Source organism: Treponema sp. (genome assembly GCF_045641405.1).
In the GTDB taxonomy this organism is placed as follows: Bacteria; Spirochaetota; Spirochaetia; order Treponematales; family Treponemataceae; genus Treponema_D.
This window is the reverse complement of record NZ_JAZUGX010000006.1, coordinates 35,298-58,490: the sequence shown is the minus strand read 5'-3', so window position 1 is coordinate 58,490 and position 23,193 is coordinate 35,298. Positions and strand designations below refer to the sequence as shown.

Genomic DNA, 23,193 nt, shown 5'->3' with positions numbered 1-23,193 from the left:
TAGTCAGGAAACAATTTGGAAAATCTTATCCAAAATGAGGAGCCCCGTCTGGTTAGTGCCAGCCAGGGCTTTTCGTTTTTAAACACCGTTGAATATAAAGGTCGTTTCCTCTATTCGAAATATAATCCGACGAAGGCTGTAGAGTCTTTAATTGAAAAGACAGAAATACTTCCAGGAACCCTTATATTAATATTCTCACCTCTCCTCTGGCACGGCCTTGATAAGCTTCTTGAAAAGCTTCCTGAAGACTGCAGCATAATTGCCATTGAAGCAGATCCAAAGCTTGAAGAGCTTGCAAGGATGAAACTTGGGAAATCAGCACTGTGGACGGAGACTGACATAAAAATATTCAATCTTGACAACGCTTCCATCATAGAAACAGAAATAAAAAAGTGCCTTTCAACAGGAAAAATCAAAAGAAGCCTCAGACTGGACTTCAGTGCAGGAGTTCAGTTTTCAAAGGATCTATATGACTACACTGCCCTTGCAATCCAGGATATAATCGGAACCTTCTGGAAGAACAGAATTACTCTGGTTAAATTCGGCAGGCTCTTTTCAAAGAATCTTGTTTCAAACTTAGGGAGACTTGGACATTCCTATCTTCTTGAAGATGTCGAGAAAACCGTAGAAAAGCCAATTCTTGTTCTTGGTGCTGGAGAAGGTCTTGATGCCATAGACTGGTCCAAAACAGCCAGAGAGGCCTTCTACATCATTGCAGTGGATGCAGCCCTTTCACCTTTACTTGACAGCGGAATAGTTCCCGACGCAGTGGCAGGCATGGAAAGCCAGTTTGCCATTCAGAAGGCATACACAGGAACCACAGAGAAAATAAGAAAGTCACAGACAACTTTCTTTGCCGACCTTTCCTCGAGATATCAAATCATCGACAGATTGGACACAAGGACTGTTTTCTTTGCTTCCCGCTACACAGAAGGTGAATTCTTTGAAAACCTGATCAGGCAAGGTCTGATAAAAAACTACATTCTTCCCATGGGTTCAATAGGACTTGCAGCTTTTCATATTGCATTGAGGCTGAGGAAGGATGACTCCGTAGAAGTATACACCGCAGGATTGGATTTCAGCTACTCTGTCGGTTTCACCCACGCAAAGGGAACAATGGCACACAAGGGAAGATTGATTGCAACAAACAGGACTACTCCTGTTGAAAACACCGATGCTTCATTTGCTCCAGGCGCAGGATACATCCTTTCCAAAAACGGGGAAAAAACCGTCACGACAAAACTCCTATCGGCCTATGCTCAGCAGTTCACAAGGCTTTTTGGAAAGGAAAAAAACACCTACGATGCTTCTCCAACAGGAATGAATTTAGGTCTTCCTCAAAAATCAACAGAGGGAATAAAGGCTTTGCAAAACCATGGAGGAATCAAATTCCCAGATGAAATAGAAAGCAGAACTGAAAGGACAACGGAATTCATAAGAAATGAAATTGAAGCCCTTGAGACTGCAAAATCCCTTCTATCAAAGGGAATTGAATCAGAGCATTATGACGGCGGAAGCATTGAAGAGCAGATAAAGAATCTTCTTTCACAACGAGAATATCTTTTCCTGCACTTTCCAGATGGATACAGGTTCAGCACAGATTCCTCATTCCTGAAAAGAGTCCGTGCTGAAATAGATAATTTTCTCAAATGGCTGAAATATTGAGGCCGCAGAACAGATCAGTATCCTAAGAAAACCTATCAGTTGTCTTCCTTTTCCTTAAGAACCGCAAGGAAGGCACTCTGTGGAAGTTCAACGTTTCCTGCCATGAGCATACGTTTCTTACCAGCCTTCTGCTTTTCAAGAAGCTTTCTTTTACGGGTAACGTCACCACCATAGCACTTGGCAAGAACATCCTTTCGAACAGGGTTAACAGTCTCACGAGCGATAATCTGGGCACCGATGGCACCCTGGATTGCAACCTTGAACTGCTGGCGAGTGATCTCCCCCTTAAGGCGCTCACAGACAACCTTTGCACGCTCCACTGCGGAAGGTCTGTAGCAAAGTTGAGCCAAGGCATCAACAGGCTTTGAATTGATGAGTATATCGATTTTAATGAGGTCAGTCGGACGATAATCGATTACTTCATAGTCAAAGCTGGCATAGCCACGGCTATATGACTTGAGTTTATCATAGAAATCAAAGAGCACTTCAGAAAGAGGCATTTCGTAAATGAGTTCAACGCGCTTTTCATCAAGGTAGCTCATGTTTGTCTGGGCACCGCGCTTCATGCGACAAAGTTCCATGATGTTACCAAGGAATTCAGTTGGAGTAATGATGGAAGCCCTGATGTATGGTTCCTGGGAAGAATTGATTTTTCCATCAGGAAAATCAGCAGGATTATCCACATAGAATTCTTCTTTACCTGCTGGAGTTACCTTATAGCGGACACTAGGGGCTGTAAAGATTACAACCTGGTCAAAGTCGCGTTCAAGACGTTCCTGAACGATCTCAAGATGGAGAAGTCCAAGGAAGCCACAGCGGAAACCATTACCCAAGGCAAGGGAATTATCCTTTTCATAGACAAGGGAAGCATCGTTGAGTTTAAGCTTTTCCATTGCTTCCTTAAGCTCTTCGTAATCATTGGAATCAATCGGATAGATTGAAGAAAAGACAACAGGCTTTACATCCTTGAAGCCTTCAAGAGGTGCGCTGGCAGGATTAGCGGCAGTGGTGATGGTATCTCCAACCTTAACGTCGCTAACTGTCTTGATTCCAGCAATGATGTATCCTACATCACCCGCTTCAAGAACACCCGTTTCCTCGTAATTAATCTTGAAGATACCGCACTTGTCCACCTTGTATTCGGTATTTGTACTCATAAGACGGATGACATCTCCAGTCCTTACAGTACCTTCCTTTACGCGGATGTGGACTACAACCCCTCGGTACTCATCATAGTGACAGTCAAAAATCAGGGCCTGCAATGGAGCATTTACATCTCCTTGTGGAGGCGGAAGTTTTGTCACTATCGCCTCAAGCAATTCATCGACGCCTTCACCTGTCTTTGCACTGACAAGCTGGGCATCTGCGCTGTCAAGACCAAGATCCTTGTCAATCTGGCGTTTTACGCTTTCAACGTCAGCACTTGCAAGGTCGATTTTATTGACAACAGGAACGATTGAAAGATCCTGTTCCATGGCAAGGTACATGTTGCTCATGGTCTGGCTTTCGACACCTTGAGTTGCATCTATGAGAAGGAGAGCACCTTCGCAGGAAGCAATGGCACGGCTGACCTCATAGGAAAAGTCAACATGACCTGGAGTATCAACAAAATTAAGCTCATAATCATTGCCATCCTTTGCATGATATGGGATGGTAACAGCCTGACTCTTGATTGTGATTCCACGCTCACGTTCAATGTCCATGTTGTCAAGGATCTGATTCATCATCTGTCGGTCTTCGATGATCTTTGCATGTTGGATCAGACGGTCAGCAAGGGTTGACTTACCGTGGTCAATGTGGGCTGTAATGCAGAAATTGCGTTTGTATTTCAAGTCTTTCATAATTGTTTCCTATAATTGTTCTAGAAATAATAAGGGCTGTCCATTGGAGCTGGAACCCTGACACTCACATCAAGAAATCCGTTTTTCCTCTTTTTGGCATACAAAGTAACCACCGCCCCAGAGTTTCCTTCCATAAAAGCAACATCATGTACTTCCACAGGATCGTTTTCACTGAACCCCGTTTCATCGGCAATGGATCCTTTAATGACTTTTGTTACCATGTATTGCCTTCTGTTCATTGAAGAAGAATTGATAAGCCGCATCCCCAGCATAGGATACATGGCATTGCCCAAATCATCGTGCCTGAAAACTTCATATCCAGGAGAAGAAGGTCTTGTTGCAAGATATACAAGCCTATCTGCCCGTGTTCCATCCTCCTTTTCAACAGTAACCCTGACAATGATGTTTGACTCAAGCTTCATCATGGCAACATGAAGCTGATCAAGAGAATTAACCTTCATTCCATTTATGGCAACGACAGTATCATTTTCCTTTATGTCAACAAGATCCGCACTTCCGCCTGGAAGACAATAGAGAACATTTACACCTTCCCTCTTTGCCCCAGCCCCTGGAAGTCTTTTTGTCTTTCCGTAGGCACCGATCCAAGGATGTTTTCTCTCGCCACCTGCATAAAGAAATGGAAGCTCATTCTTAAGATATTCAACAGGAATGGCAAAATTAAGCCCCTGGTAGTTTGCAACCCCAGCAAAGACAATTGCCTGAACCCTTCCCTGCTCGTCGACAAGAGGACCACCTGAGTTGCCTGAGTTAACAGCAGCATCGATCTGGAAAACTGTACCAGCAGTAAAAAGCTGACGGTCTGTAGAAGAGATGATGCCACTTGTCAAAGTCTTTTCAAGTCCTAAAGGTGAACCTATGGCATAAACCTTATCTCCCACGGAAAGATCGCTTGATGACCCCAAGGCAAATACATATGGAGCTTCAACTTCTGTTTTTATAAGAGCAATATCAAGGGTGCTGTCATATCCAATCACCTTTGCAGGAATTCTTGTATCAGGATCATCCGCAAGCTTTATGTAAAGGCGTGAATATCCTTCATACTTCTTGTTAACCATATCGGAGATCACGTGATGGTTTGTAACGATATATCCATCTTTTGAAATAAAAAAACCGCTACCGAGAACAGAATCAGCATATCCAACGCCACGCTGAATTTTTATTCCCTTATCAACATAGACAGTCACAGTACCGCTTATAAGCCTTGCAACATTTTCTTTGCTTCCAGAAGATTTTCCTTTTCCTGGCACATTTCTGTAGGCTTCTTCCTCAACCTGAGATTCGGTCATGACCATAGATTTACTTGAATAAGAAACCGCAGAAAGAGACCTTGCAATCCTAAGGGCACTGAAGAAATCCTTTTCCTCGATCTTTTTGTTCATGTCTTCGACGGCTTTTTCACAGCATTTCTCAAAGGTTGCTTTTGCCTCGGGATTATCAGATGCCTTTTCAGCAAGAATCCTTGAACGCCATACAGCACGAATAGTGTCTTTCTCAGACATCTTAAGGACATAATCAATCTGATCCTTTACAGCATCCTCCTCTGTATAATCAACAGGAACATAGACGCTTTCAGGCTTCTTGATGGATCTGCACGAAAGCATTCCAAAGCAAAGCAAAGCTGACACAAAATATACAACACTACTCTTTTTCATTTTCATTCCAATCACTTTCTTCTATGATGAGCGCAAAGTTATTTTCTGCAATGCGTATACAGATGGCACGCACATCTGATTCTTCAACTATGGAAGAGATTCCCTGCTCATGTTTACCATCAAGAACGTCCAAAACCTTTGATTCAAGGACCGTGTACTTTTTGCTTTCAAGATTCTTTACATTCTTGGAAAGCCAGTAAAGTTTTCCGCTATTTCCAGGAGTTACCTGAAGATCATCAACACCATAGGAAACTTCTTTAGGCATTCCATCAATGAAAGCAACCTTTACCAGAAGATTCTTAGGGCTGACATAGAACATGGAATCCTCTTTCTTTCCTTTTCCTTCGTCTGCATAGACAACATGACGAACATTCCATTTACCGTTTGAATCTGTATCCCAGGAAGTTATCTTACCGCCATGTGGAAGGTATTCTTCAGTAAAATCAGGCACAGTATCCCTGTCTGTATCAATCTGAACCATACGAAGATAGAATTCAGCACCATTCGAAGGAACTCCATAGAGATTCTGCATGATTGTTCTTTCATCAGTAAGAGAATGAACCTCCATGTCACCTTTTTCATCCAGATCATAGAATTCTGTCGTCTCGAAAACACCGTCGTTATCAAAATCCACGACACGAAGAACAGGAATGTTTCCTTCAAACTGAGCCTGTGCATAAAGAACATTGTCCTTGTAGTACATAGCCTGTGTCACATTTCCATTGAGGAGCACAAAGGAAATTTTCTCACCGTTTTTCATGAGTGAATCAATCTCAAAGGCTGAAGCAGCATCGAGAAGCTGTGAATTGGAAATCTCTGGCACCTTTGGATTGAGGACTGGATAGAAAAAATTCTTTCCAGTCTTCGTTGAGATGTCTTCATCGTTTTCAATAAGTACAGGAGTCCACATGATGGATTCTCCAGCAAAGGTGAACTTTTCACCAGCAAGGGTATCCTTATCCTTTGAATTGAAGGAAAGGCTGCTGAGATAAGGGAATTGGCTCCATTCAAAGGACATTTTCCGCTCTTCAAAATTACCTGATACAGGAACACCAAAATCACATTCAACAGTCCATTCAAGCTTGCCGTCCTGGTTCCTGTCATAGAAAATTTCCTGAGGTCGTCCACGAACATACTTTACAAGGATGTTGGAATTTCCATCACCATCGGTATCCTGAACCACAGAGCCTTCAAAGGATTCCATATATTCTGAAATATATTCAATGACCTTGTCATCATCTATATTCAAAATGAGTCCCTTGAACATATCATAGTCAATTTCATTTTCTGCAAACATACAGACATACTCAAAGGCATGCTGCTGATCGATGAGACCAGCTTTCAATGCTTCCTTTGCATAGAGGGGATGTTTAAGTCCACGGGCAGAAAAAGACTTGAGGAGACGCTTCTTTACTTCCCCCTGCGCAAAGCTTGCGGCATAGATCTCAAGCTCAGCATCCTTGTCAGGACTTGCTTCTTGATATTGAGCAATCTGCGCAATGAAATATTCAGAAAGACGTTTTGCATTGGCATCAAGATCATCTGGATTCTCAAACTTAAAGAAAACAAGAGGAAATCTTGTATCCGTAGGATATATCCTTCTTGCACCATCAATCTTATTCCTTGCCTTGGAAACAGAATCAGAACCACCAAGCCTGTAGTAGATCTTTACGCGGACAAATTCTGCATCGGAAGAATAGAGCATTGGTTTTGAGTCAAGAAGTTCAAGGGCCTTATGGAGCCTGTTTGTCTCTGAAAGAATGTCTGCAGCCATAAGGCGGGCATTGTCACGGTTATAGTTGACCCAGTTGTTGATTTCAAGTGAACGTTCAAGCACAGGAAGGATCTCTGCCCTGGTATTACCAAGAGCGGAGCTGCAGGCTGCCACAACATACCAAAGATCAGAGATTGAATCATCATAGGCAATCCCAAGCTGAGCCTGGCTCATTGCAGCACCGAAGTTTTTTTCCGCCGCGTAGTTGGTTGCATTGGAAAGGCACCTCAAAGCAGTACGTCTGTTTGCCAAATCAGCGCTGTCCTTGAGAGCGTCACCCGACTTGATAGGTTCCAAGGCGAATGCAAAGAATGAAACACTGAGTAAAAAGATACTAAAAATTTTTTTCATTTTTTTTCCCGTAAACCAAGTCACCCTTCAGTCCAAAACTATCCAGTCATTGAAACCGCACAGGCTGCCCCAGATACATTTTATATTCTGCGACGTTTTTTTCATCTGCTGAACCACAGGAATTCTATCCTGCATTCCAGAAGTCTTCCATCCATCAAGAATTCCAGAAAGGCTCCTCATGGTACCGTCACTGCATTTTACTTCATCACCAGGCTGTCTGCTCCTGAACACAAAAGGAAAATCCATTTGCTCAAGGCAGATACTTTTTTTTCCACAAGAAATCAACAGACTTTTCCCGTCTTTCCTTGCATTAAAAACTGTCTCACCAATAAAAAAATCACCAGGTTCTTCTATTATAGCAAAAAAACCTTCTTCTGTCGCTACTTTGCTTTTCTTTTCCAGAGCAATTTTTCCATTGTCCAGTCTGAATTGAATGCCTGAACAGAATTCTACCTTCCTGGATTCAGCGTAAGCCCTGTCCGACCATCGGCTTATGAAAGACTGAGGAATTCTTGCAGAAGATTTGAGGCTTTTTACAGCAAGCATAAGAATTCTGTCCCTTAGGGCTTTATGCAAAGAATAAAAACCATCCGAATCAAAAGTTACAGCTCCAGCCTTATCCTCATAGGAAATATCAGCAAGGGATTCCCTGGCAAGAAGATCAAGAGCATGATTGTCCCTGCGGCTTTTTTCGGCAAGGCTTTCAACAGCCCTTTTCCACCCATCGAATTTTTCGTTGAGCACGGGAACAAGCAGATTCCTGATTCTGTTCCTCATCATGTCATTTTCAAGATTTGTGGAATCTGTCCTATAGGAAACATTTATGGCAGTAAGGTAGTTTTCTATCTCTGAACGCGTAATATCTAGCAAAGGCCTGATATATTTGTCTCTGGCCATAGGAATTCCGCTCAGATCGCCGCTGCCCTGAAGGAAACGCATGAGGACAGTCTCTTCCTGATCGTTCCTGTTATGGGCAAGGCAAAGATAATCTATATTTTCAGCGGCAATGAATTCACTGAATTTTTCATAACGCAATCTTCTTGCACTGTCTTCAATACCAGTCTTTTCATTCTCTGATTTAAGCCCAACAAGCCCTCTTTCAATTTCATAGCGCACGCAGCAAATCCCCAGGTTGGCACAAAGAGCTTCAACATAGTCGGCATCTCCCGACGTCTCTTCACTAGGACGAATATTATGATTGACGGTCACCGCCTTGAGGACAATGTTTTCAGGAAGTATATTTTTCAACGCACAAAGAAGAGATACGGAATCAGCACCTCCAGAAACGGCAACACCGATAGAAGAGCAGCCTTCAACGCCGCATCCAACCAACGACAGAGCACATTTCAGTCCTTCAAGAACTTTTTTTTCGAAATTTTTATCATCAAATTTTTTCATGGCATAAAAAAAGCTGCCCAGGAACAAAGTTGACCTTGGACAGCCTTCATCTTATTCAGTTAAGATCATTTTTTTGGTGGTGCAATTGAAACAACAACAGAAGCTGGAGCTGTAAGAACTGTTACCTTGTCGCCGAGGTTAAGATCAGCAACTGTGAACTTCTGACCGATTTCAAGCTTGCTTACATCTGCAGAAACTTTTTCTGGCATATCCTGTGGAAGAGCCTTAAGGATTACTTCAGAAACATGCTTAACCATGAATCCACCCTTGAGTACACCAGCAGGTGTTCCAGCAAGATGAATCTTCATCTTTGCCTTGATTGCCTTGTTGCCGCTTACAACATGGAAATCAGCATGGAGAACCTTGTCTGTGATGATGTCATACTCTGTATCCTTGATATATGCTGTATTATCAGCACCATCAATCTTAAGTGTTACGAGAGTTGTCTTTGTGATTGATCTCCAAGCCTTTTCGAATTCGCTTCCTGCGATTTCGAGCATTGTAGCTTCACCCTTTTCATTGTATGCAACAGCAGGGATCTTTCCTTCTGCACGAAGAGCCTTTGCATACTTCTTTCCTGTCTCTTTGCGTGTTGTAGCATTGATTACGAAACGTTCCATCTTAGAACTCCTTAAAAATAATAAAATAAAATCCTAGGCCGGCAGGATTCGAACCAGCGAAATGATGGCACCAAAAGCCATTGTCTTACCACTTGACGACGGCCTAAAAATATTCAAAAAGTTCCAAGACCAAAGAAACTCTTAGTCGTCGGCACTTCCTGTTCCAATTTCAACATGACCAGCGTTGTACTCGTCCAGAATCTTTGTCTGGATGGCATTACGGAAGTCAGGACTGATAGGATGAGCAACATCCTTGTATTCACCGTTAGCAGTTTTGCGGCTTGGCATGGCGATGAAAAGGCCAGATGTTCCTTCGATTATCTTCACATTGTGGACAACGAAACAGTCATCAAATGTGATTGTAACATAAGCCTTGAGCTTACCTTCAGCTTCAACCTTGCGGATACGTACGTCTGTAATCTGCATAAGCTTTTCTCCTTTAAATTGAAGTAAAATAGTCTCGGTATCCTACCGCGAACATTCTACCTTAATTATACAGGACTTTTGGAAATTCGGAAATAAATTTCTTTTAAATTCAAATTTCACGAAAGTACAGTTACATAGTACCGTTCCAGCATTTTTCTTGCCTTAAGAGCGTCACTTACATCACAAAACACACCGAACACGGTGGAGCCTGAACCAGACATGTCTGCAAACAGGGCACCGCAGTCTCTGAGCTTTTCAAGAGCATCCGCCACCTGGGTGAATTCTCTTGCGACAGGAACTGTAAAATCATTCACAAAATTCCAGTCGCCTATTTTTTTTCTGTAGATTGATTCCAGAGATTCTCCTTGAACCAAGCTGCAGTTATTTGAACTGTTTTTTTCATGCTCCCTGTCAACAAGACCGTAAGCGATTTTCGTTGAAACCGACACACCAGGCAAAACAAGAAGTACTGAAAAATCATTTCTGCATTCTATCTGACGAACCTTTTCTCCTCTTCCTTCAACATAAGCCGCATAAGGTTCAAAGCTGGAAAATCTTTTCTTTCCGTCCGCATTCAAAGCATGGGTAAAAAAGAAAACATCGCTACCAACTTTTCCTGCAAGCTCAGATAAAGCAGAAAAGTCAAGCTGAGTGCCAAATAGATTGTCAAGGGATTGAATAAAAGATGAAGCATCACTCGATCCGCCCCCCAATCCACCGCCAGCAGGAATACGCTTCTTTACAGAAACACGAACTCCTCTTTGAATGCCAGTCAGCACGCAGAAAGCTTTGTATGATGTGGTAAACGTATTTTCCTCAGGCAACTGAAGTGAATCACATTCCACTATGCAGGTGTTGTCTTCATCCTTTAGGAGGCTTACCGTAATTTCATCGAAAAGCCTTACCGTCTGAAAAACACTCTGTATATCGTGGTAACCGTCCGCCCGTTTAGGAAAAACCTTGAGACCAAGATTTATTTTAGCAGGAGCAGGAACAGTTATACTGTCACACATACGCAAGATAATATATTGAAATAAAGCAATCGGGTCAAGGGCAAAAATGCAAAACCGATGGAGAAGGATGAATTGCGTCCCCATCGGCATAGACATCACCATTAGGATCCAGAGCAGGGAAAAGTTTTGCATTGTAATCCAATCGGGAAAGCGTATAGTCTCCGTCATAAACATATTCCCTAAGATCATGTCGATTGATGCTGTAAACTTTCTATCCGTAAAATAGTTTAATGCAGTTTTACTTTTTTCATTCCAGTAGGTGATTATATATTTTCGTTATCAGAACAACCCACAAAGACTCAATTGACAAAAGGGATATTGTTCTTTAATCTATCTGAGGTAGTTTATCAGCCAGCAATTCAAGAGAGGTTCTTAATGTTCGACGATGAAGATGTAGACATGTTTTCAATGAGCGGTTTCGAAGATGATTTTTCTGACGAAATGGAAGATGACTTTGATGACTTCGAAGACGAAGAAGATTCAGATGAATACGGCGATGACTTTGAGGATGATTTCCTTGAAGACAACGAAGCAGAAGATGACTACATCGATGAAGATGACTACGACGACCGTGAAGCAGAAGACGGAAGATTGGACGGATTTGACTACGATAAGTTCTATGGAATCAAGGACGAAATCGAGGAAGACTCAGATCCTGCAGATATGGACGACGACATGTAATCATACTGTCGAAATGACAGATGCAATCAAATAAAAAACAAGAAAGACTGCCTGGTTTTCAGACAGTCTTTTTTTATTACCTCAGAAGCTGAAACAAACTCTGGAGCCAAGGCACAAAAAGCCTGTATCCATCAAGCTGTCAATGCTTACCCTTTGATTTTTTCACCTGCATGCCAAAGCTTTTCAAGCTCATAGAAACCACGAGCTTCCTCGCTCATAAGGTGAACGACGATAGGTCCAAGGTCAATAAGATTCCATTCATTTCCCTGTGGAGCCTTGTTGTGGGTCTGATGGATTTCAAGGTCTGTTTCCTTTACATAATCCTTGACAGTCTTGTAAAGTCCCTGCCAGTGTGGACCGCTGGAAATAGTCACGATGACAAAGAAGTCAGTCCAGCTGTTAAGCTTTGAAACATCAAGGACCATTACATCCTGTCCCTTTCCATCTTCCATTAGTGCGGCAATTTCAAGTGCCATGTCTTTGATTGTCTTTTCCATATTTTTTTCCTTATGTGATTCCCTGCATTATATTTCAATGGACTTAGCGAACGATACGTCCATCAAAGTCCTTTCCAATGATAAGAGTAAAGTCGGCCTGAGCAGAACCGCTTGACCCTGATTCGGACTCATCGGCATCGATGATATTCGTGCATCGGATGAATTTACCGAGAGCCTTTGCAGCCTCACTGTTACCGATGTGGTTTACAATGATCGTCTTGTCGGTGGCAGGGGCATTTGAAGTTTCAAGCACCTCATACCCCGCACTCTGCATAAGGAACGAAGTGTTCCTTGCAAGTCCCTGAGTCGATGTACCGTTCTTGATGGAAAGAACATAGGCTCTGTTCTGGTTGCCGTAATCACCTGTAACAAGGGAACTGATGGACTGATCCATGACATCCTTGATCAGCTGTCCATCATAAAGTGGAAACAAAAGAGTCTGTCCGCTTTCTACGGTACGCGCTGAACCAGTTATCGTCTGGGTAACGATTCTTTCCGTATCAATATCAGAAACCTGCATCATCAGACGGTAGAAATTCTGATAGTCGATATTGGTGACGAAGTGCTTTGCAAACACAGGGAAAATTCTTGCGTTATAGACAGATTTCTTGTTGTCTCGAAGAGCCGCAAGCAGAGCCGTAAAGACAGCCTGTCTTCTGTCATCAACATCATCCTGAGATTCAGATGAAAGTCTGTAGGTTTCAAATATCTTTATTTTATCACCATCAAGAGAAACGGCACCGCTAGGCAAAAGCCATTTCTCTCCGTTGGGTCCATTCTCATCAACTGGCATCGGAACAAAAACATTGAGTCCACCAAGATAATCAGCAAAGAATTCAAGGTCACTCATTGTATATTCGACACTGAAAGGAATTTTCTTTCCGACAAGCTTTTCTATTTCTCCCTTGTAGGATTCCATTCCAAGTTCCTTGTATACTGCATCGATCCTATCTACACGATTGATGCTCTTGTAGATGGCACCTGTATTTCCAAGGATATTGAAGGAAACAGCCTGATCTGAACCTGGACAGTAAAGCAGAATATCGGTTGCAAGGACATTCTTCTCATCATCAGTGTGGACAAAAAGAATCTTTACGACAGGATCATTTTTCATGGTTTCCTGAATAGGATCGACCCTCAGGGACATGGCAATCACAAGTGACACGGCAACAATGATGGCAAGAATTACAAGGAGGAAAATTGCACTCTTTTTATCGCGCGACATGTTCATGATATCTGACTCCTAAGGTTTTCCTGAAAGTCTATGCTTGAAGGTGCTATCTTCTTGCCTTTTGACTTTAGGTACTCCATATTCTCCTCTACCACATTGAGAGTTAATTCATTGAGCGACATGGCAAAAAGTCTTGCCCTATATTCATCGGTAGACTGCTCTCTGCCAGGTTCGATCTTGTCGGCGGAGTAAATGACTTTTGCCAAATCGCAGATTCCGATTCCACCAAGGGTATGTACGGCAACAGACTGAATGATATCCCCGTCCTCAACACCAAATCTGTCTTTTAGAAGAACTGCAGCGGCTCTTCCATGAAGGAGCGAAGGTTTTAGATTCTCCACATCTGAAATGCCCCCCCCATCCTGAATTGCAAGAGCTTTCATTTCCTCCTCGGAAATATTCTTGCAGATGTCATGGGCGATTCCAGCAAGGTATCCTTTTTTTTTATCAAGCCCATAAAGTCCGCACATATATTCAGCAGTCTCAGCAACGCGAAGGCTGTGCTCATAACGCTTAGGCTTTTCCGCTTCCTTTGCATACAGACGGATTTTTTCTATAAGTTCATCAATGCTTTCCATAATTTACGCTGCTTCCTATGGCTCTTACCATCAATAATATACTTTAAAACTATCTGTGGAACAAGGCATTGAACCATCAACGAAAAATCAGCCTTCACTGCCAGGGAACTGAACTTCCATGGAATCGTCTACTGAACGGCCAGCCATGAAATCACTCTTGGCAGGTTTTCCTTCAACAACCTTCTTTTCCGCATCCTTTTCAGCATTCATTTTCTCCACGAGGGAAACGATGGCAAGACGAGCTTCATTCATATTCTTGCGTGCCATTACTGAAACAGGAATTACCTTTACCTCAGGTTCACGCTCCGCAAGTTTTGCAACGACTTCTTCAGCACGTTTATCAGCGCCTTCAACATCGATCTTGTTGCAAAGGACGATGCGAGGTTTCTTTGTAAGATCACCGCCAAAACCTTCCAACTCCTTAAGAAGAAGGTCATAGGCTTCAAGATAATTGTCGTCGCTGCAGTCAATCATGAAAAGAAGACAGGCAGTACGGGAAATATGCTTGAGGAACCTGATACCAAGACCCGCACCTTCGGATGCACCTTCGATAATTCCAGGAATATCCGCAATAATCAGATCTGTATCCGTATCAACATGGAGGACTCCAAGGTTTGGAATCTTTGTTGTAAACGGGTATGGAGCAATTTTTGGTCTTGCATTTGTAAAAAGATCAAGAAGGCTTGATTTTCCAGCATTAGGGAATCCTACGAGACCAACATCTGCCATTACGGAAAGTTCTACGCGAAGCTCACGAACTTCTCCAGGTTCCCCCTTGTTTGCTCGGCGAGGTGCCTGGTTTGTACTTGACTTGAAGTGAATGTTACCCCAGCCTCCGTTTCCGCCTTTCAAGAAAGTAAACTGCTGTTCTTCACTGTCCGTTGGAAAATCTATGATAATTTCGCCAGTTTCCTTGTCACGGATAGTAGTTCCAGGAGGTACAGGAATGACCTTGTCCTCTCCGTCCTTTCCGTATTTTCCCCAGCTGTGACCGTCACTGCCATTCTGTGCCTTGAGGACAGGATGAAACCTTAAATGAGCAAGAGTCCTCAAATTTTTCTTTACGCAGAAAATAACATCTCCACCACGACCGCCATCTCCACCATTTGGACCGCCGTTTGGAATATACTTTTCGCGGCGGAATGATGCACATCCATTTCCGCCCTTTCCAGACTGAACTCTGATGGTTGCTTCGTCTGCAAACTGAATCATAAAAAAAACCTTCCCGAAGGGTATGAAACATACCCTATAAAAAAAAGACCCGGCAAGAGATAAGTCAAGCCGGGCATCAGTTGTTCTGTTATCAGAAACTTAGTTAGCAGCTGTTGTTGGTTCAACAGAAACGAACTTGCGGTTCATTCTTTCGCCGAACTTTACAACACCGTCAACTGTAGCAAACAATGTATCATCGCCACCGCGCATAACATTGTCACCCGGGTGAACACGTGTACCGCGCTGTCTAACGATGATAGAACCAGCTGTTACAGTTTCACCACTGAATCTTTTAACGCCCAAGTGTTTAGGGTTTGAATCGCGGCCGTTCTTAGCACCGCTTCCACCTTTAGTACGTCCCATTTTAATCCTCCGCCGTTATTAAAAACGGACTAGTATTCAGTTTTTTCCCGCAGGAGCACATGCTCAGGATATTGTTCGGATATGGACCTAAGCCCACACCTTAGAACATCAGCCATGCACCTTAAACGCTCCGTGTTACCAGAGCCTTTTTCTTCCACACTGAATGCGAGATTTCCGCGGGAAGATTTGTCAGTTTCGAGCACAACCCCGTCGGTCTCCATGAGCAGCTCCAGAATCGTGTTGAACAGAATGGATTCTGCCGCACACACTATGTCACCACCCTTGTGACTGAAATCAGCATGACCATTCGCCAAGCAGCGCCTGATACAGCCTTCTCCGTCACAGACCAATTCAACGGTTGTCATACGATTGCCTAGGCAATTATGCTAAAACCACATCCTTAACAGTAACCTTAGTATACTGCTCGCGGTGACCATGGAAGCGGTGATAATCTTTCTTTGACTTGTACTTGAAAACAAGCACCTTGTCATCCTTAAATGATTCGCCAACTTCTACAACAACTTTTGCACCCTTAACATAAGGTGTACCAACAGAAACATTGGCACCATCGCTTGTCATAAGCACAGTGTCAATTGTAACAGTATCTCCTGCCTTAGCATCGAGATGTGCTACATCAAGGACAGCGTCCTTTTCTGCCTTGTACTGATTGCCTTTAAATTCAACAATTGCGTACATTTTCTTACCTCTAAATAAATTTTGACCCCGAGGAGTAGCGGTCCCCGAAGGTTTCCTATAGCATACGACTTTAACAAATTTAACGGCAACAGGTCAAGTCAAAAATAGTGAAATTCTGTATAGTTGTTGAAATATTTTCCATCTTGGATCTTCCTTCCCTAAAAATTCTTTTTCATAAACCACTTGACACTTAAAATGAAATACATTATAAACGGTGACCTTTTTTCATACATATTGACATAAATTCTTATATTTATATAATAGTATATTATGAGCATTCAGTCGGACAAGGCCCTTGAAGAGGCTCTTAAACTCATCGAATCCTGCACATTCAGACAACCTCTTGAGCTGCTGAAGGACATACTTCCTGGTGAGTTGGGAGACAAAAGGCTTGTGTTCGCCATAAAATGCTGCGATTTCTGGGCAAAAACAGACGATTCCCTTTCAGAGACCTCCTGTTTTGAACAGGGTGAATGGCTCCTGAACCAGTGGAAGAAATTTCAGATGATACTTGAATTTGCAGAACCTGACTGCGACAAGATCATATATTCCTTCAAGAAAGGAATTTTTTCCAAGGCCCTTGAGGTCTACAGCAAGGCCAATGACGAGAAGGACCCTAAATTCAAGTCCGAAATACTCAGAAAGACGGGACTTTGCTACAAGAAGCTGGGTTCCTATGAAATGGGACTGAGATTCCTTACAGAAGCCAATGCAATGGTTCCAGGACAGGCCCAGCTTATCGCAGAGATGGCAGACTGCTATGCGTTCTATGGTGAAACAAAGAATGCAAAGATGCTTTTCAAGGAAGCATTCTATATGGATGCCCGCAAGATAGACCTTACTTTCCTTGATTCCCCACTCATAAGGGTTCTCATAGAAAAGGTTGAAGACGCGGGGCACACGGGACAGGCTCTTTTAGAGTGGATTCCTGTATACGGTGTGATATTGGGCATCTTCAATGTAAAGAGACAGCTCAAGTCGCAGGAAGTCTTGCGCCTCAAGCAGGAGATTTATTCCAAGGAAGGCGAGATGAAGGATTCATCCAGCAACAAGGATTTCCTTAAGCCTCACCTCATAAACCTCTACTTCTGGCTGATAGACTATTATGTCCTGGAAAAGGACAGCGTCTCAAACATAAAGGAGATTCTTCTAAAGCTGAAGCTTCTTGATCCTGAGATCCACAAGCTTTATGTGAAATAGATAGGTTCCACGAACCATTATTTGGAAACAAATGGGGAGACCCAAAAATATATTAGGAGCAAAGACTATGTCTGAAACACTTGAGAATTCAGTCCGCGAGATGCTTAAGGCTGAAACTTGGACACGCGCAGGTATCGCTAACTTTACTACCACAAACCTTGCTGAACTTTTCAGCATCCTTGAACAGGCACACGCAGACAACAGCGAAAACGCCATCAAAGAAATCTGCGACGAGCAGCTCATCCATTCTAAAGACAGTATCATTGCTCTTTTCTTCTCGGGAATGATCGCACTCCGCACTGGATCAGTGGACACAACTTCCCTTTCTTCTCTTTTTGAAATCTTTGAAAACAACCACAAGGAAAATTTGATAGAAGAAGTATGCAACACAATCCTCGACAAGGACCCAAACAACAAGCTTGCCCTCAGAAAGGTCGCAGAACTCAACAAGAACGACAACCACAAGGTTTGCGAAATCTACGAAAAGCTCATCAAGCTTGACTTTGAGGACCCAGAGATTCCAAGGTTCCTTGCAGAATACTATGCGGCACAGCAGAACCCAGAAGCATCCAACAACTATTACAAGAAGGCACTCCTCCGCTACGTTGCAGCAAAGAACCTCCCTATGGCCAAGTCAGTATGGTCGATCCTTGTAAAGAACAAGCCGGAAGACATCGATTTCTTCCTCCATATACAGCGTAAGATCGCAAAGACAATCAGCAAGGAAAAGTCAGTTGCTCTCCTTGGGGAACTCTGCACACACTACAGGGAAATTTCCAACTGGGACACAGCAATCATGCTCCTCAAGATCATCCTTGAAATCGCAGGCAAGGAAGATGCCGCAACAGCACGCCGTGAGCTTACAGAATGCTACCGCAAGAAGTATGCAGACAATTCTCATGTTGAAGAATACATCCGCTCATCAAACCTTTCACTCACTGTACGCAATGTATTCGAAGCCATCAACGACTTTGAAAAGCACATCGCCTTTGCCGCAGGCCACTGGGTATACCACAGGACATGGGGTACTGGAAAGATCCTGAAGCAGCAGGGGGATGAACTTGTAATCACATTCGGAAAAAAGACAGGCACAAAGTCAATGAAGCTCAAGATGGCGGTAGAATGCCTCCAGCCATTGGCAGAAGACCATATCTGGGTCTATAAGAAGACCATCAAGAAGGCTGACCTTGCAGAAAAGATCAAGAACGATCCTGAATGGGCACTCAAGACAATCATCAGAAGTTTCAACAACAGCTGTGACGAAAAGCGCATCAAGGCAGAAATCGTACCTGCGATCCTTGAGCCGACAAAGTGGACAAGCTGGCATGCAAAGGCACAGAAGGAGCTTGCAAAGCCTATCTTTGGCGTAAATCCAAACAACATCAACGAATACACAGTTCGTGACAAGGAAATGACAAAGCAGGAACGCCTTGCAAATGAATTCAAGGCAGAAAAAGACTTCTTCAAGAGAATCGACATCATGGTACGCTATCTTGAAGAAAACGACGATCCAACAGACGAACAGTTCACAGAAATGTACACATACTTTGCAGGCTATATAAAGTCTGCGACAACTGTAAACGAACAGACTGTAGCATCATACCTTGTCGTAGAAGAAATCAAGAGAAGAATCTCTGCGTTCGAAAATCCTGCAACATTCACATTCGCACAGCTTTACGGAGACATCGAAAAGCCTGCAGAGATGTATACAAGGCTCAAGGATACAAAGAACACACACCTTAAGCAGGCATTCCTCAACGAAATCAAGATGCTCGTTAAGTGGGACGATGAATACATCCGTCTCTTCCCTAGCGTACTCGACAAAAAGCTTCTTGTGGAAATCGTACAGGCAGACAGACAGAACAAGGTAGTTCGCCTCGTTCAGGACTGCTTCAATGATTACCGCACCAACAGAAACGCTGTTACATACTTCATAGACGAATGTCTCAATGAAGAATGGTTCAAGGCCGCAGAAATTCCAGAGGAAAAGCAGCTTGTTACCCTCGTCAACATCATCTCGACCTGTTACAAGGAAATCGACAACCATGTAAACACAACAGAGAACAAGAAGACGATCAAGGCAGCTTCTACCCTCCTCTTTGCAAGAAAGTGCGGAGACGACACAAAGAACGTAATGCTCAACTACATGCTTGCAGGTTCAACAGAAACAATGAGCCGCATGTACACCATCGTCAACGACGTTGCAAACCTCGATCCTTCTTACAAGGCTCAGCTTAGAAACGGAATATTGAGCAAGGTACCTGACTTCAAGTTCCAGGAAGCAGAAACAAAGCAGGAAACTTCAAGCGCACTCATCGTTACAGCAGCAAAGCTCGAAGAAAAGAAGGCTCTTGCAGAAGACATCGAAAAGGTTCAGCTTCCTAAGATCGCAGGGGAAGTTGCAGAAGCAAAGGAAAAGGGAGACCTTAAGGAAAACGCTGAATACATCGAAGCAAGAAAGGCTCAGGCCCTCCTTAACCAGCAGCTTACAAAGCTCAAGGAAGAACTTGCCCGCGCAACAGTATTCGATCCATCGACAGCAACAAACTCTTATGTTTCTTTCGGCACGACAGTTACACTTCAGGACAACATCGAAAACAAGGAAATCACATACACAATCCTTGGTCCATGGGAGTCAAACTTCGAGGAAGGAATCATCTCTTACCTTTCTCCACTTGGCAACGAGCTTCTCAACATGAAGGCTGGAGAAAACAAGAAGTTTACAATCAATGACAAGCAGCTTGATATGACAGTAAAAGCAATCGTCATAGCAAAGTAAACCTATGAACTGAAACAATCGATGCCATTCTGACTGCAAACGCTTTTGGAATGGCATTTTTTTTGACATTGACAGAGGGGACAATGGCTTTAACAATAGAGAAATACAGGCAGGTGACCAAAAACGTCGGAGTGCTCTGTGACCACACAAACATAGGCATAATCAACACACCTCAAGGCCTATACCTTATGGATCCAGGAGGAACCGTTGAAACTGGAAAGGCTCTTTTAGACATACTCGCAAAGCTTTTTCCAGGGAAAGAGGTTGAAGGAATTTTCCTGACCCATGCCCACACGGACCACACAGGAGGAATTCCACCTGTTCTTGAAACCTTCAGTTCAACCCTATATGCAGGTAGAACGACCTCCTGCTTTCTCCAGGTTCCAGACGCCATCGGATACATATATTCAGGATCTAAACCAGGAAAGGAAATGTCCGCAAAGGAATTCCTTATGGAAGCCCCTGTAAAAACGGACATCATCCTTGCAGACAATCAGGAAATAGACATCGGTGGCTTCATAATCAAAACCATGGATCTTCCAGGGCACTGTCCAGGCATGACGGGCTTCATAGTGCATGACAAGGAAGAGAATAAAAAAATCTTTTTCCTTGGGGATGCTTTCTTTGGCATGAAGATGCTTTCCAAAATATGGATTCCATTCATTCTCTCTCCCAAAGAATTCAGGAATTCCATTGAAAAAATCGAAAGAACTTCCGCAGACTACTATATACCAGGACACGGTGAAATCTGTACAATGGAAACGGCAGGCTGTGTCGCAGAATACAACATAATGATCACATATGAGCTTGAGGACTTGATTCTTAAGCTCATAGAAAAAGGAAACATGGGAAACGACGCCTTGATCGAAGCAATCGCAAACTATTCAGGAATGAAGCTTAAAAGCGTCAACTACTATCTCATCCTATGCACCGTCAGATCCTACCTCTCAAGTCTTGAAGAAGACGGAAAGATTGAAAACTATATGGAAAACAATAAACTTTTATGGAGAATAAAGAAATGAAAAAAAATGAAATCGCAGCTTATATCGACCAGACATTGCTTGCACCTACGGCAACAGAGGAAGAACTTGTTGCATTTGTAAGCAAGGCAAAGGACTTTGGATTTGCAAGCGTTTGCATCAATCCTGTATACATCAAGAAAGCAAAGGAGCTTCTTGCAGGAAGCACAACAAAAGTTTGCACTGTAATCGACTTTCCTCTTGGAGCTGGTGGACTTGAAACAAAGCAGACACAGGCAGACATTGCAATTGATGACGGTGCTGATGAACTTGACTTTGTAATCAGCCTTGGACTCGTTAAGGCACATAAATGGACAGAGCTTAAGGCTGAGCTTGCTTTCATAGCAAAGAGCGTAAAGGAAGCCGCAATGTTCCGCGAAACACCGGGTACAGTCCTTACAAAACTCATTCTTGAAACCTGCTGCCTTACGGACGAAGAAATCGTGGAAAGCTGCAAGTGCGCAAAGGAAGCAGGCTTTGACTTCGTAAAGACTTCTACTGGCTTCTACAGCACAAAGCCAAACGGAGCAACAGTACACGCCGTTGAACTCATGCGCAAGACCGTCGGTCCTGAAATGGGCGTAAAGGCTTCAGGCGGAATCCACAGCTACGAAGAAGCCATAGCAATGATCAACGCAGGTGCCACAAGAATCGGAGCCAGCGCTGGAATCGAAATCGTAAGCCAGGCTGAATAAGGTTCATAGACATTCAAAACGATGCCCCTTCTCCGTTTTTCAGTGAAGGGGCTTTTTTATTGTCGTCGAGGACATGTCATCCACCAGACTTGGAACTTCAACCTTCCATGCTGTTGACCTGATCGATTATCCTGATCGTTGAATGGATGAGGCTTTCTACTTCCGCAAACTTTTTATGTACTGCAAGCCGATAGAATGCCTGAGTTCCCTGTTTTTCACAGGTTACAACACCAGAATCCTTAAGGATCTTAAGATGGTGAGAGATTGCAGGACGGGACAGCTTAGAGCCAGCCGCCAAAGTCATTACATTTATGCCGTTTTCTCCCGCATCAAGAATATCAAGAATAAGCTTCTGCCTGATTTCATCACCCAAGGCAATGAACAGCGGACCACATTTTCCAAACATATCATGGAGCAAAGCACGGTCTTCTTCTGTGATTTTCATAAATTCTCCAGTTATCCCCTCTGATTTTGAATATAAATGGGAAAGAAAGGGCTGTCAACAAATATTGGTTCAAAAGATTAAACTTTTTTACTAATTTTTTGTTATAATTACTTGAAATTATTTTTTTTTGCGTTATATTAATATCAAATGGTTTAAGTTTTTGAACATATAAACCAATCAACAAAAAAACAAATGAAGTTTTATACATCGTGGAGGATGGGATTATGAAAAGACTTACAGCAGTTGCAGCAGTAATGGCAATGGGAATTGCAGCAGTTTTCGCAGATGCAAAGGGAACAGAGATCATGACAAAGGTTCATGATGTGAAGAAACCTGAATATACTGTAGCAAAGGCAGAGATGAACCTTGTTTCAAAGAACGGTTCAGTTGACGAACACCGCGTATTCTGGGAGTTTGGATCAAACCAGCAGAAGGCAGATAATGGTAAAGACATTACAAAGCTTGTAATGAACTTCATTGAACCAGCATCTTATGCAGGAACTCGCTTCCTTCAGATTGAAAACGGTCCAGAAGACGGAAAGTTTGTCCGCCTTGCAACTGACCCTTCACCACGCCGCGTTAACTCAAGCGAAGATTCAAAGTCATTCCTTGGAACAGACGCTACATACGGAGACCTTAAGACCCGTGAAGTTTCTGACGACAACCATCAGTATCTCAGAGATGAGACAAAGAACGGATTCAACTGCCAGGTAGTAGAGTGTACACCAATTGCTTCAAGCCAGTACTCAAAGAGAATCCTCTGGATTGACACAGAAACAATGTACCCTGTATACACAGAACTTTACGACAAGAAAGGAAAGCTTGAAAAGGTTCTTACAGTAAAGACAATCAAGAATGTAGACGGATACAACATTCCAACAGAAAACGAATACAAGAACGTTGCAACAGGACACACAACAACCCTTAAGGTTAATGCAATTGTAGTTGACAACAAGGGTCTTGCCCTCATGCAGAAAATGAACATCAACCCTAAGACTGTATTCACACAGAACTTCTTGAAGACTGGAAAATAAAA

The 23,193-nt window shown here is 43.0% G+C and carries 22 protein-coding genes and 1 tRNA gene; 7 read left to right on the top strand and 16 right to left on the bottom strand.

What is annotated here, in order from left to right; genetic code table 11:
- The first annotated feature begins 15 nt into the window (after positions 1-15).
- The gene (locus ACKI39_RS01055; protein ID WP_407396781.1) at positions 16-1,665 is read left to right on the top strand and encodes a 6-hydroxymethylpterin diphosphokinase MptE-like protein; all 1,650 of its coding nucleotides are present in this window, start codon (positions 16-18) and stop codon (positions 1,663-1,665) included.
- A 35-nt stretch (positions 1,666-1,700) separates the two neighbouring features.
- Here ACKI39_RS01055 and lepA read toward each other — a convergent pair whose 3' ends face one another.
- The 8 genes from lepA to ispE all read right to left on the bottom strand — a co-directional run bounded on the left by lepA (position 1,701) and on the right by ispE (position 10,761).
- Complete coding sequence (lepA, locus tag ACKI39_RS01050) at positions 1,701-3,506, bottom strand: translation elongation factor 4 (RefSeq protein WP_407396779.1); 1,806 nt, start codon at positions 3,504-3,506, stop codon at positions 1,701-1,703.
- A 20-nt stretch (positions 3,507-3,526) separates the two neighbouring features.
- Positions 3,527-5,179, bottom strand: a complete 1,653-nt coding sequence (locus ACKI39_RS01045; RefSeq protein ID WP_407396777.1) for a S1C family serine protease — start codon at positions 5,177-5,179, stop codon at positions 3,527-3,529.
- Positions 5,166-7,304, bottom strand: a complete 2,139-nt coding sequence (locus ACKI39_RS01040) for a tetratricopeptide repeat protein (protein ID WP_407396775.1) — start codon at positions 7,302-7,304, stop codon at positions 5,166-5,168. Before ACKI39_RS01040 ends, ACKI39_RS01045 begins: the two co-directional genes overlap by 14 nt.
- 27 nt (positions 7,305-7,331) lie before the next feature.
- Complete coding sequence (gene tilS, locus ACKI39_RS01035) at positions 7,332-8,702, bottom strand: tRNA lysidine(34) synthetase TilS (RefSeq protein WP_407396773.1); 1,371 nt, start codon at positions 8,700-8,702, stop codon at positions 7,332-7,334.
- 65 nt (positions 8,703-8,767) lie between these two features.
- Positions 8,768-9,322 carry a 50S ribosomal protein L25 gene (locus ACKI39_RS01030; RefSeq protein WP_407396771.1) on the bottom strand — a complete coding sequence of 185 codons (555 nt, stop codon included), beginning with the start codon at positions 9,320-9,322 and terminating at the stop codon, positions 8,768-8,770.
- Between the two features lie 33 nt (positions 9,323-9,355).
- Positions 9,356-9,428: transfer RNA gene (locus ACKI39_RS01025), tRNA-Gln, on the bottom strand.
- 35 nt (positions 9,429-9,463) lie between these two features.
- On the bottom strand, positions 9,464-9,748 hold the full coding sequence (spoVG, locus tag ACKI39_RS01020; RefSeq protein ID WP_407396769.1) for a septation regulator SpoVG: 285 nt from the start codon (positions 9,746-9,748) through the stop codon (positions 9,464-9,466).
- A 116-nt stretch (positions 9,749-9,864) separates the two neighbouring features.
- Positions 9,865-10,761, bottom strand: coding sequence for a 4-(cytidine 5'-diphospho)-2-C-methyl-D-erythritol kinase (gene ispE, locus ACKI39_RS01015; protein ID WP_407396767.1), 897 nt, complete (start codon positions 10,759-10,761; stop codon positions 9,865-9,867).
- A gap of 375 nt (positions 10,762-11,136) precedes the next feature.
- On the opposite strand from ispE, the gene ACKI39_RS01010 reads away from it, so the two are divergent.
- Entirely contained in the window at positions 11,137-11,442 is a 306-nt protein-coding gene (locus ACKI39_RS01010; protein ID WP_407396765.1) for a hypothetical protein, read from the top strand.
- 146 nt (positions 11,443-11,588) lie between these two features.
- Here the strand turns inward: ACKI39_RS01010 and rsfS are convergent, their stop codons facing one another.
- The 7 genes from rsfS to rplU all read right to left on the bottom strand — a co-directional run bounded on the left by rsfS (position 11,589) and on the right by rplU (position 16,019).
- Entirely contained in the window at positions 11,589-11,939 is a 351-nt protein-coding gene (gene rsfS / locus ACKI39_RS01005) for a ribosome silencing factor (RefSeq protein ID WP_407396763.1), read from the bottom strand.
- A 43-nt stretch (positions 11,940-11,982) separates the two neighbouring features.
- Positions 11,983-13,170: an LCP family protein gene (locus tag ACKI39_RS01000; RefSeq protein ID WP_407396761.1), complete on the bottom strand. Its 1,188-nt coding sequence runs from the start codon at positions 13,168-13,170 to the stop codon at positions 11,983-11,985.
- Positions 13,167-13,748 (bottom strand): bis(5'-nucleosyl)-tetraphosphatase (symmetrical) YqeK, encoded by a 582-nt coding sequence (gene yqeK / locus ACKI39_RS00995; RefSeq protein ID WP_407396759.1) that lies wholly within the window; start codon positions 13,746-13,748, stop codon positions 13,167-13,169. The genes ACKI39_RS01000 and yqeK overlap by 4 nt, the downstream gene beginning before the upstream one ends.
- An 87-nt stretch (positions 13,749-13,835) precedes the next feature.
- The gene (obgE, locus tag ACKI39_RS00990) at positions 13,836-14,960 is read right to left on the bottom strand and encodes a GTPase ObgE (RefSeq protein ID WP_407396757.1); all 1,125 of its coding nucleotides are present in this window, start codon (positions 14,958-14,960) and stop codon (positions 13,836-13,838) included.
- Between the two features lie 99 nt (positions 14,961-15,059).
- Positions 15,060-15,323, bottom strand: coding sequence for a 50S ribosomal protein L27 (rpmA, locus tag ACKI39_RS00985; protein WP_407396755.1), 264 nt, complete (start codon positions 15,321-15,323; stop codon positions 15,060-15,062).
- Positions 15,324-15,352: 29 nt separating this feature from the next.
- Positions 15,353-15,688: a ribosomal-processing cysteine protease Prp gene (locus ACKI39_RS00980; RefSeq protein ID WP_407396753.1), complete on the bottom strand. Its 336-nt coding sequence runs from the start codon at positions 15,686-15,688 to the stop codon at positions 15,353-15,355.
- Positions 15,689-15,704: 16 nt separating this feature from the next.
- Positions 15,705-16,019, bottom strand: a complete 315-nt coding sequence (gene rplU, locus ACKI39_RS00975) for a 50S ribosomal protein L21 (RefSeq protein ID WP_407396751.1) — start codon at positions 16,017-16,019, stop codon at positions 15,705-15,707.
- A 270-nt stretch (positions 16,020-16,289) separates the two neighbouring features.
- Between rplU and ACKI39_RS00970 the strand changes: the two genes are divergently transcribed.
- From ACKI39_RS00970 to deoC, 4 genes are all read left to right on the top strand, one after another.
- Positions 16,290-17,219: a tetratricopeptide repeat protein gene (locus ACKI39_RS00970; RefSeq protein WP_407396749.1), complete on the top strand. Its 930-nt coding sequence runs from the start codon at positions 16,290-16,292 to the stop codon at positions 17,217-17,219.
- 67 nt (positions 17,220-17,286) lie between these two features.
- Positions 17,287-19,998, top strand: coding sequence for a transcription elongation factor GreA (gene greA / locus ACKI39_RS00965; protein ID WP_407396747.1), 2,712 nt, complete (start codon positions 17,287-17,289; stop codon positions 19,996-19,998).
- An 83-nt stretch (positions 19,999-20,081) separates the two neighbouring features.
- Positions 20,082-21,020 (top strand): MBL fold metallo-hydrolase, encoded by a 939-nt coding sequence (locus tag ACKI39_RS00960; protein ID WP_407396745.1) that lies wholly within the window; start codon positions 20,082-20,084, stop codon positions 21,018-21,020.
- Complete coding sequence (gene deoC, locus ACKI39_RS00955; protein ID WP_407396743.1) at positions 21,017-21,712, top strand: deoxyribose-phosphate aldolase; 696 nt, start codon at positions 21,017-21,019, stop codon at positions 21,710-21,712. The genes ACKI39_RS00960 and deoC overlap by 4 nt, the downstream gene beginning before the upstream one ends.
- 97 nt (positions 21,713-21,809) lie before the next feature.
- Here the strand turns inward: deoC and ACKI39_RS00950 are convergent, their stop codons facing one another.
- On the bottom strand, positions 21,810-22,157 hold the full coding sequence (locus ACKI39_RS00950) for an ArsR/SmtB family transcription factor (RefSeq protein WP_407396741.1): 348 nt from the start codon (positions 22,155-22,157) through the stop codon (positions 21,810-21,812).
- Positions 22,158-22,381: 224 nt separating this feature from the next.
- Between ACKI39_RS00950 and ACKI39_RS00945 the strand changes: the two genes are divergently transcribed.
- Positions 22,382-23,191: an outer membrane lipoprotein-sorting protein gene (locus ACKI39_RS00945; RefSeq protein ID WP_407396739.1), complete on the top strand. Its 810-nt coding sequence runs from the start codon at positions 22,382-22,384 to the stop codon at positions 23,189-23,191.
- Positions 23,192-23,193 lie beyond the last annotated feature (2 nt).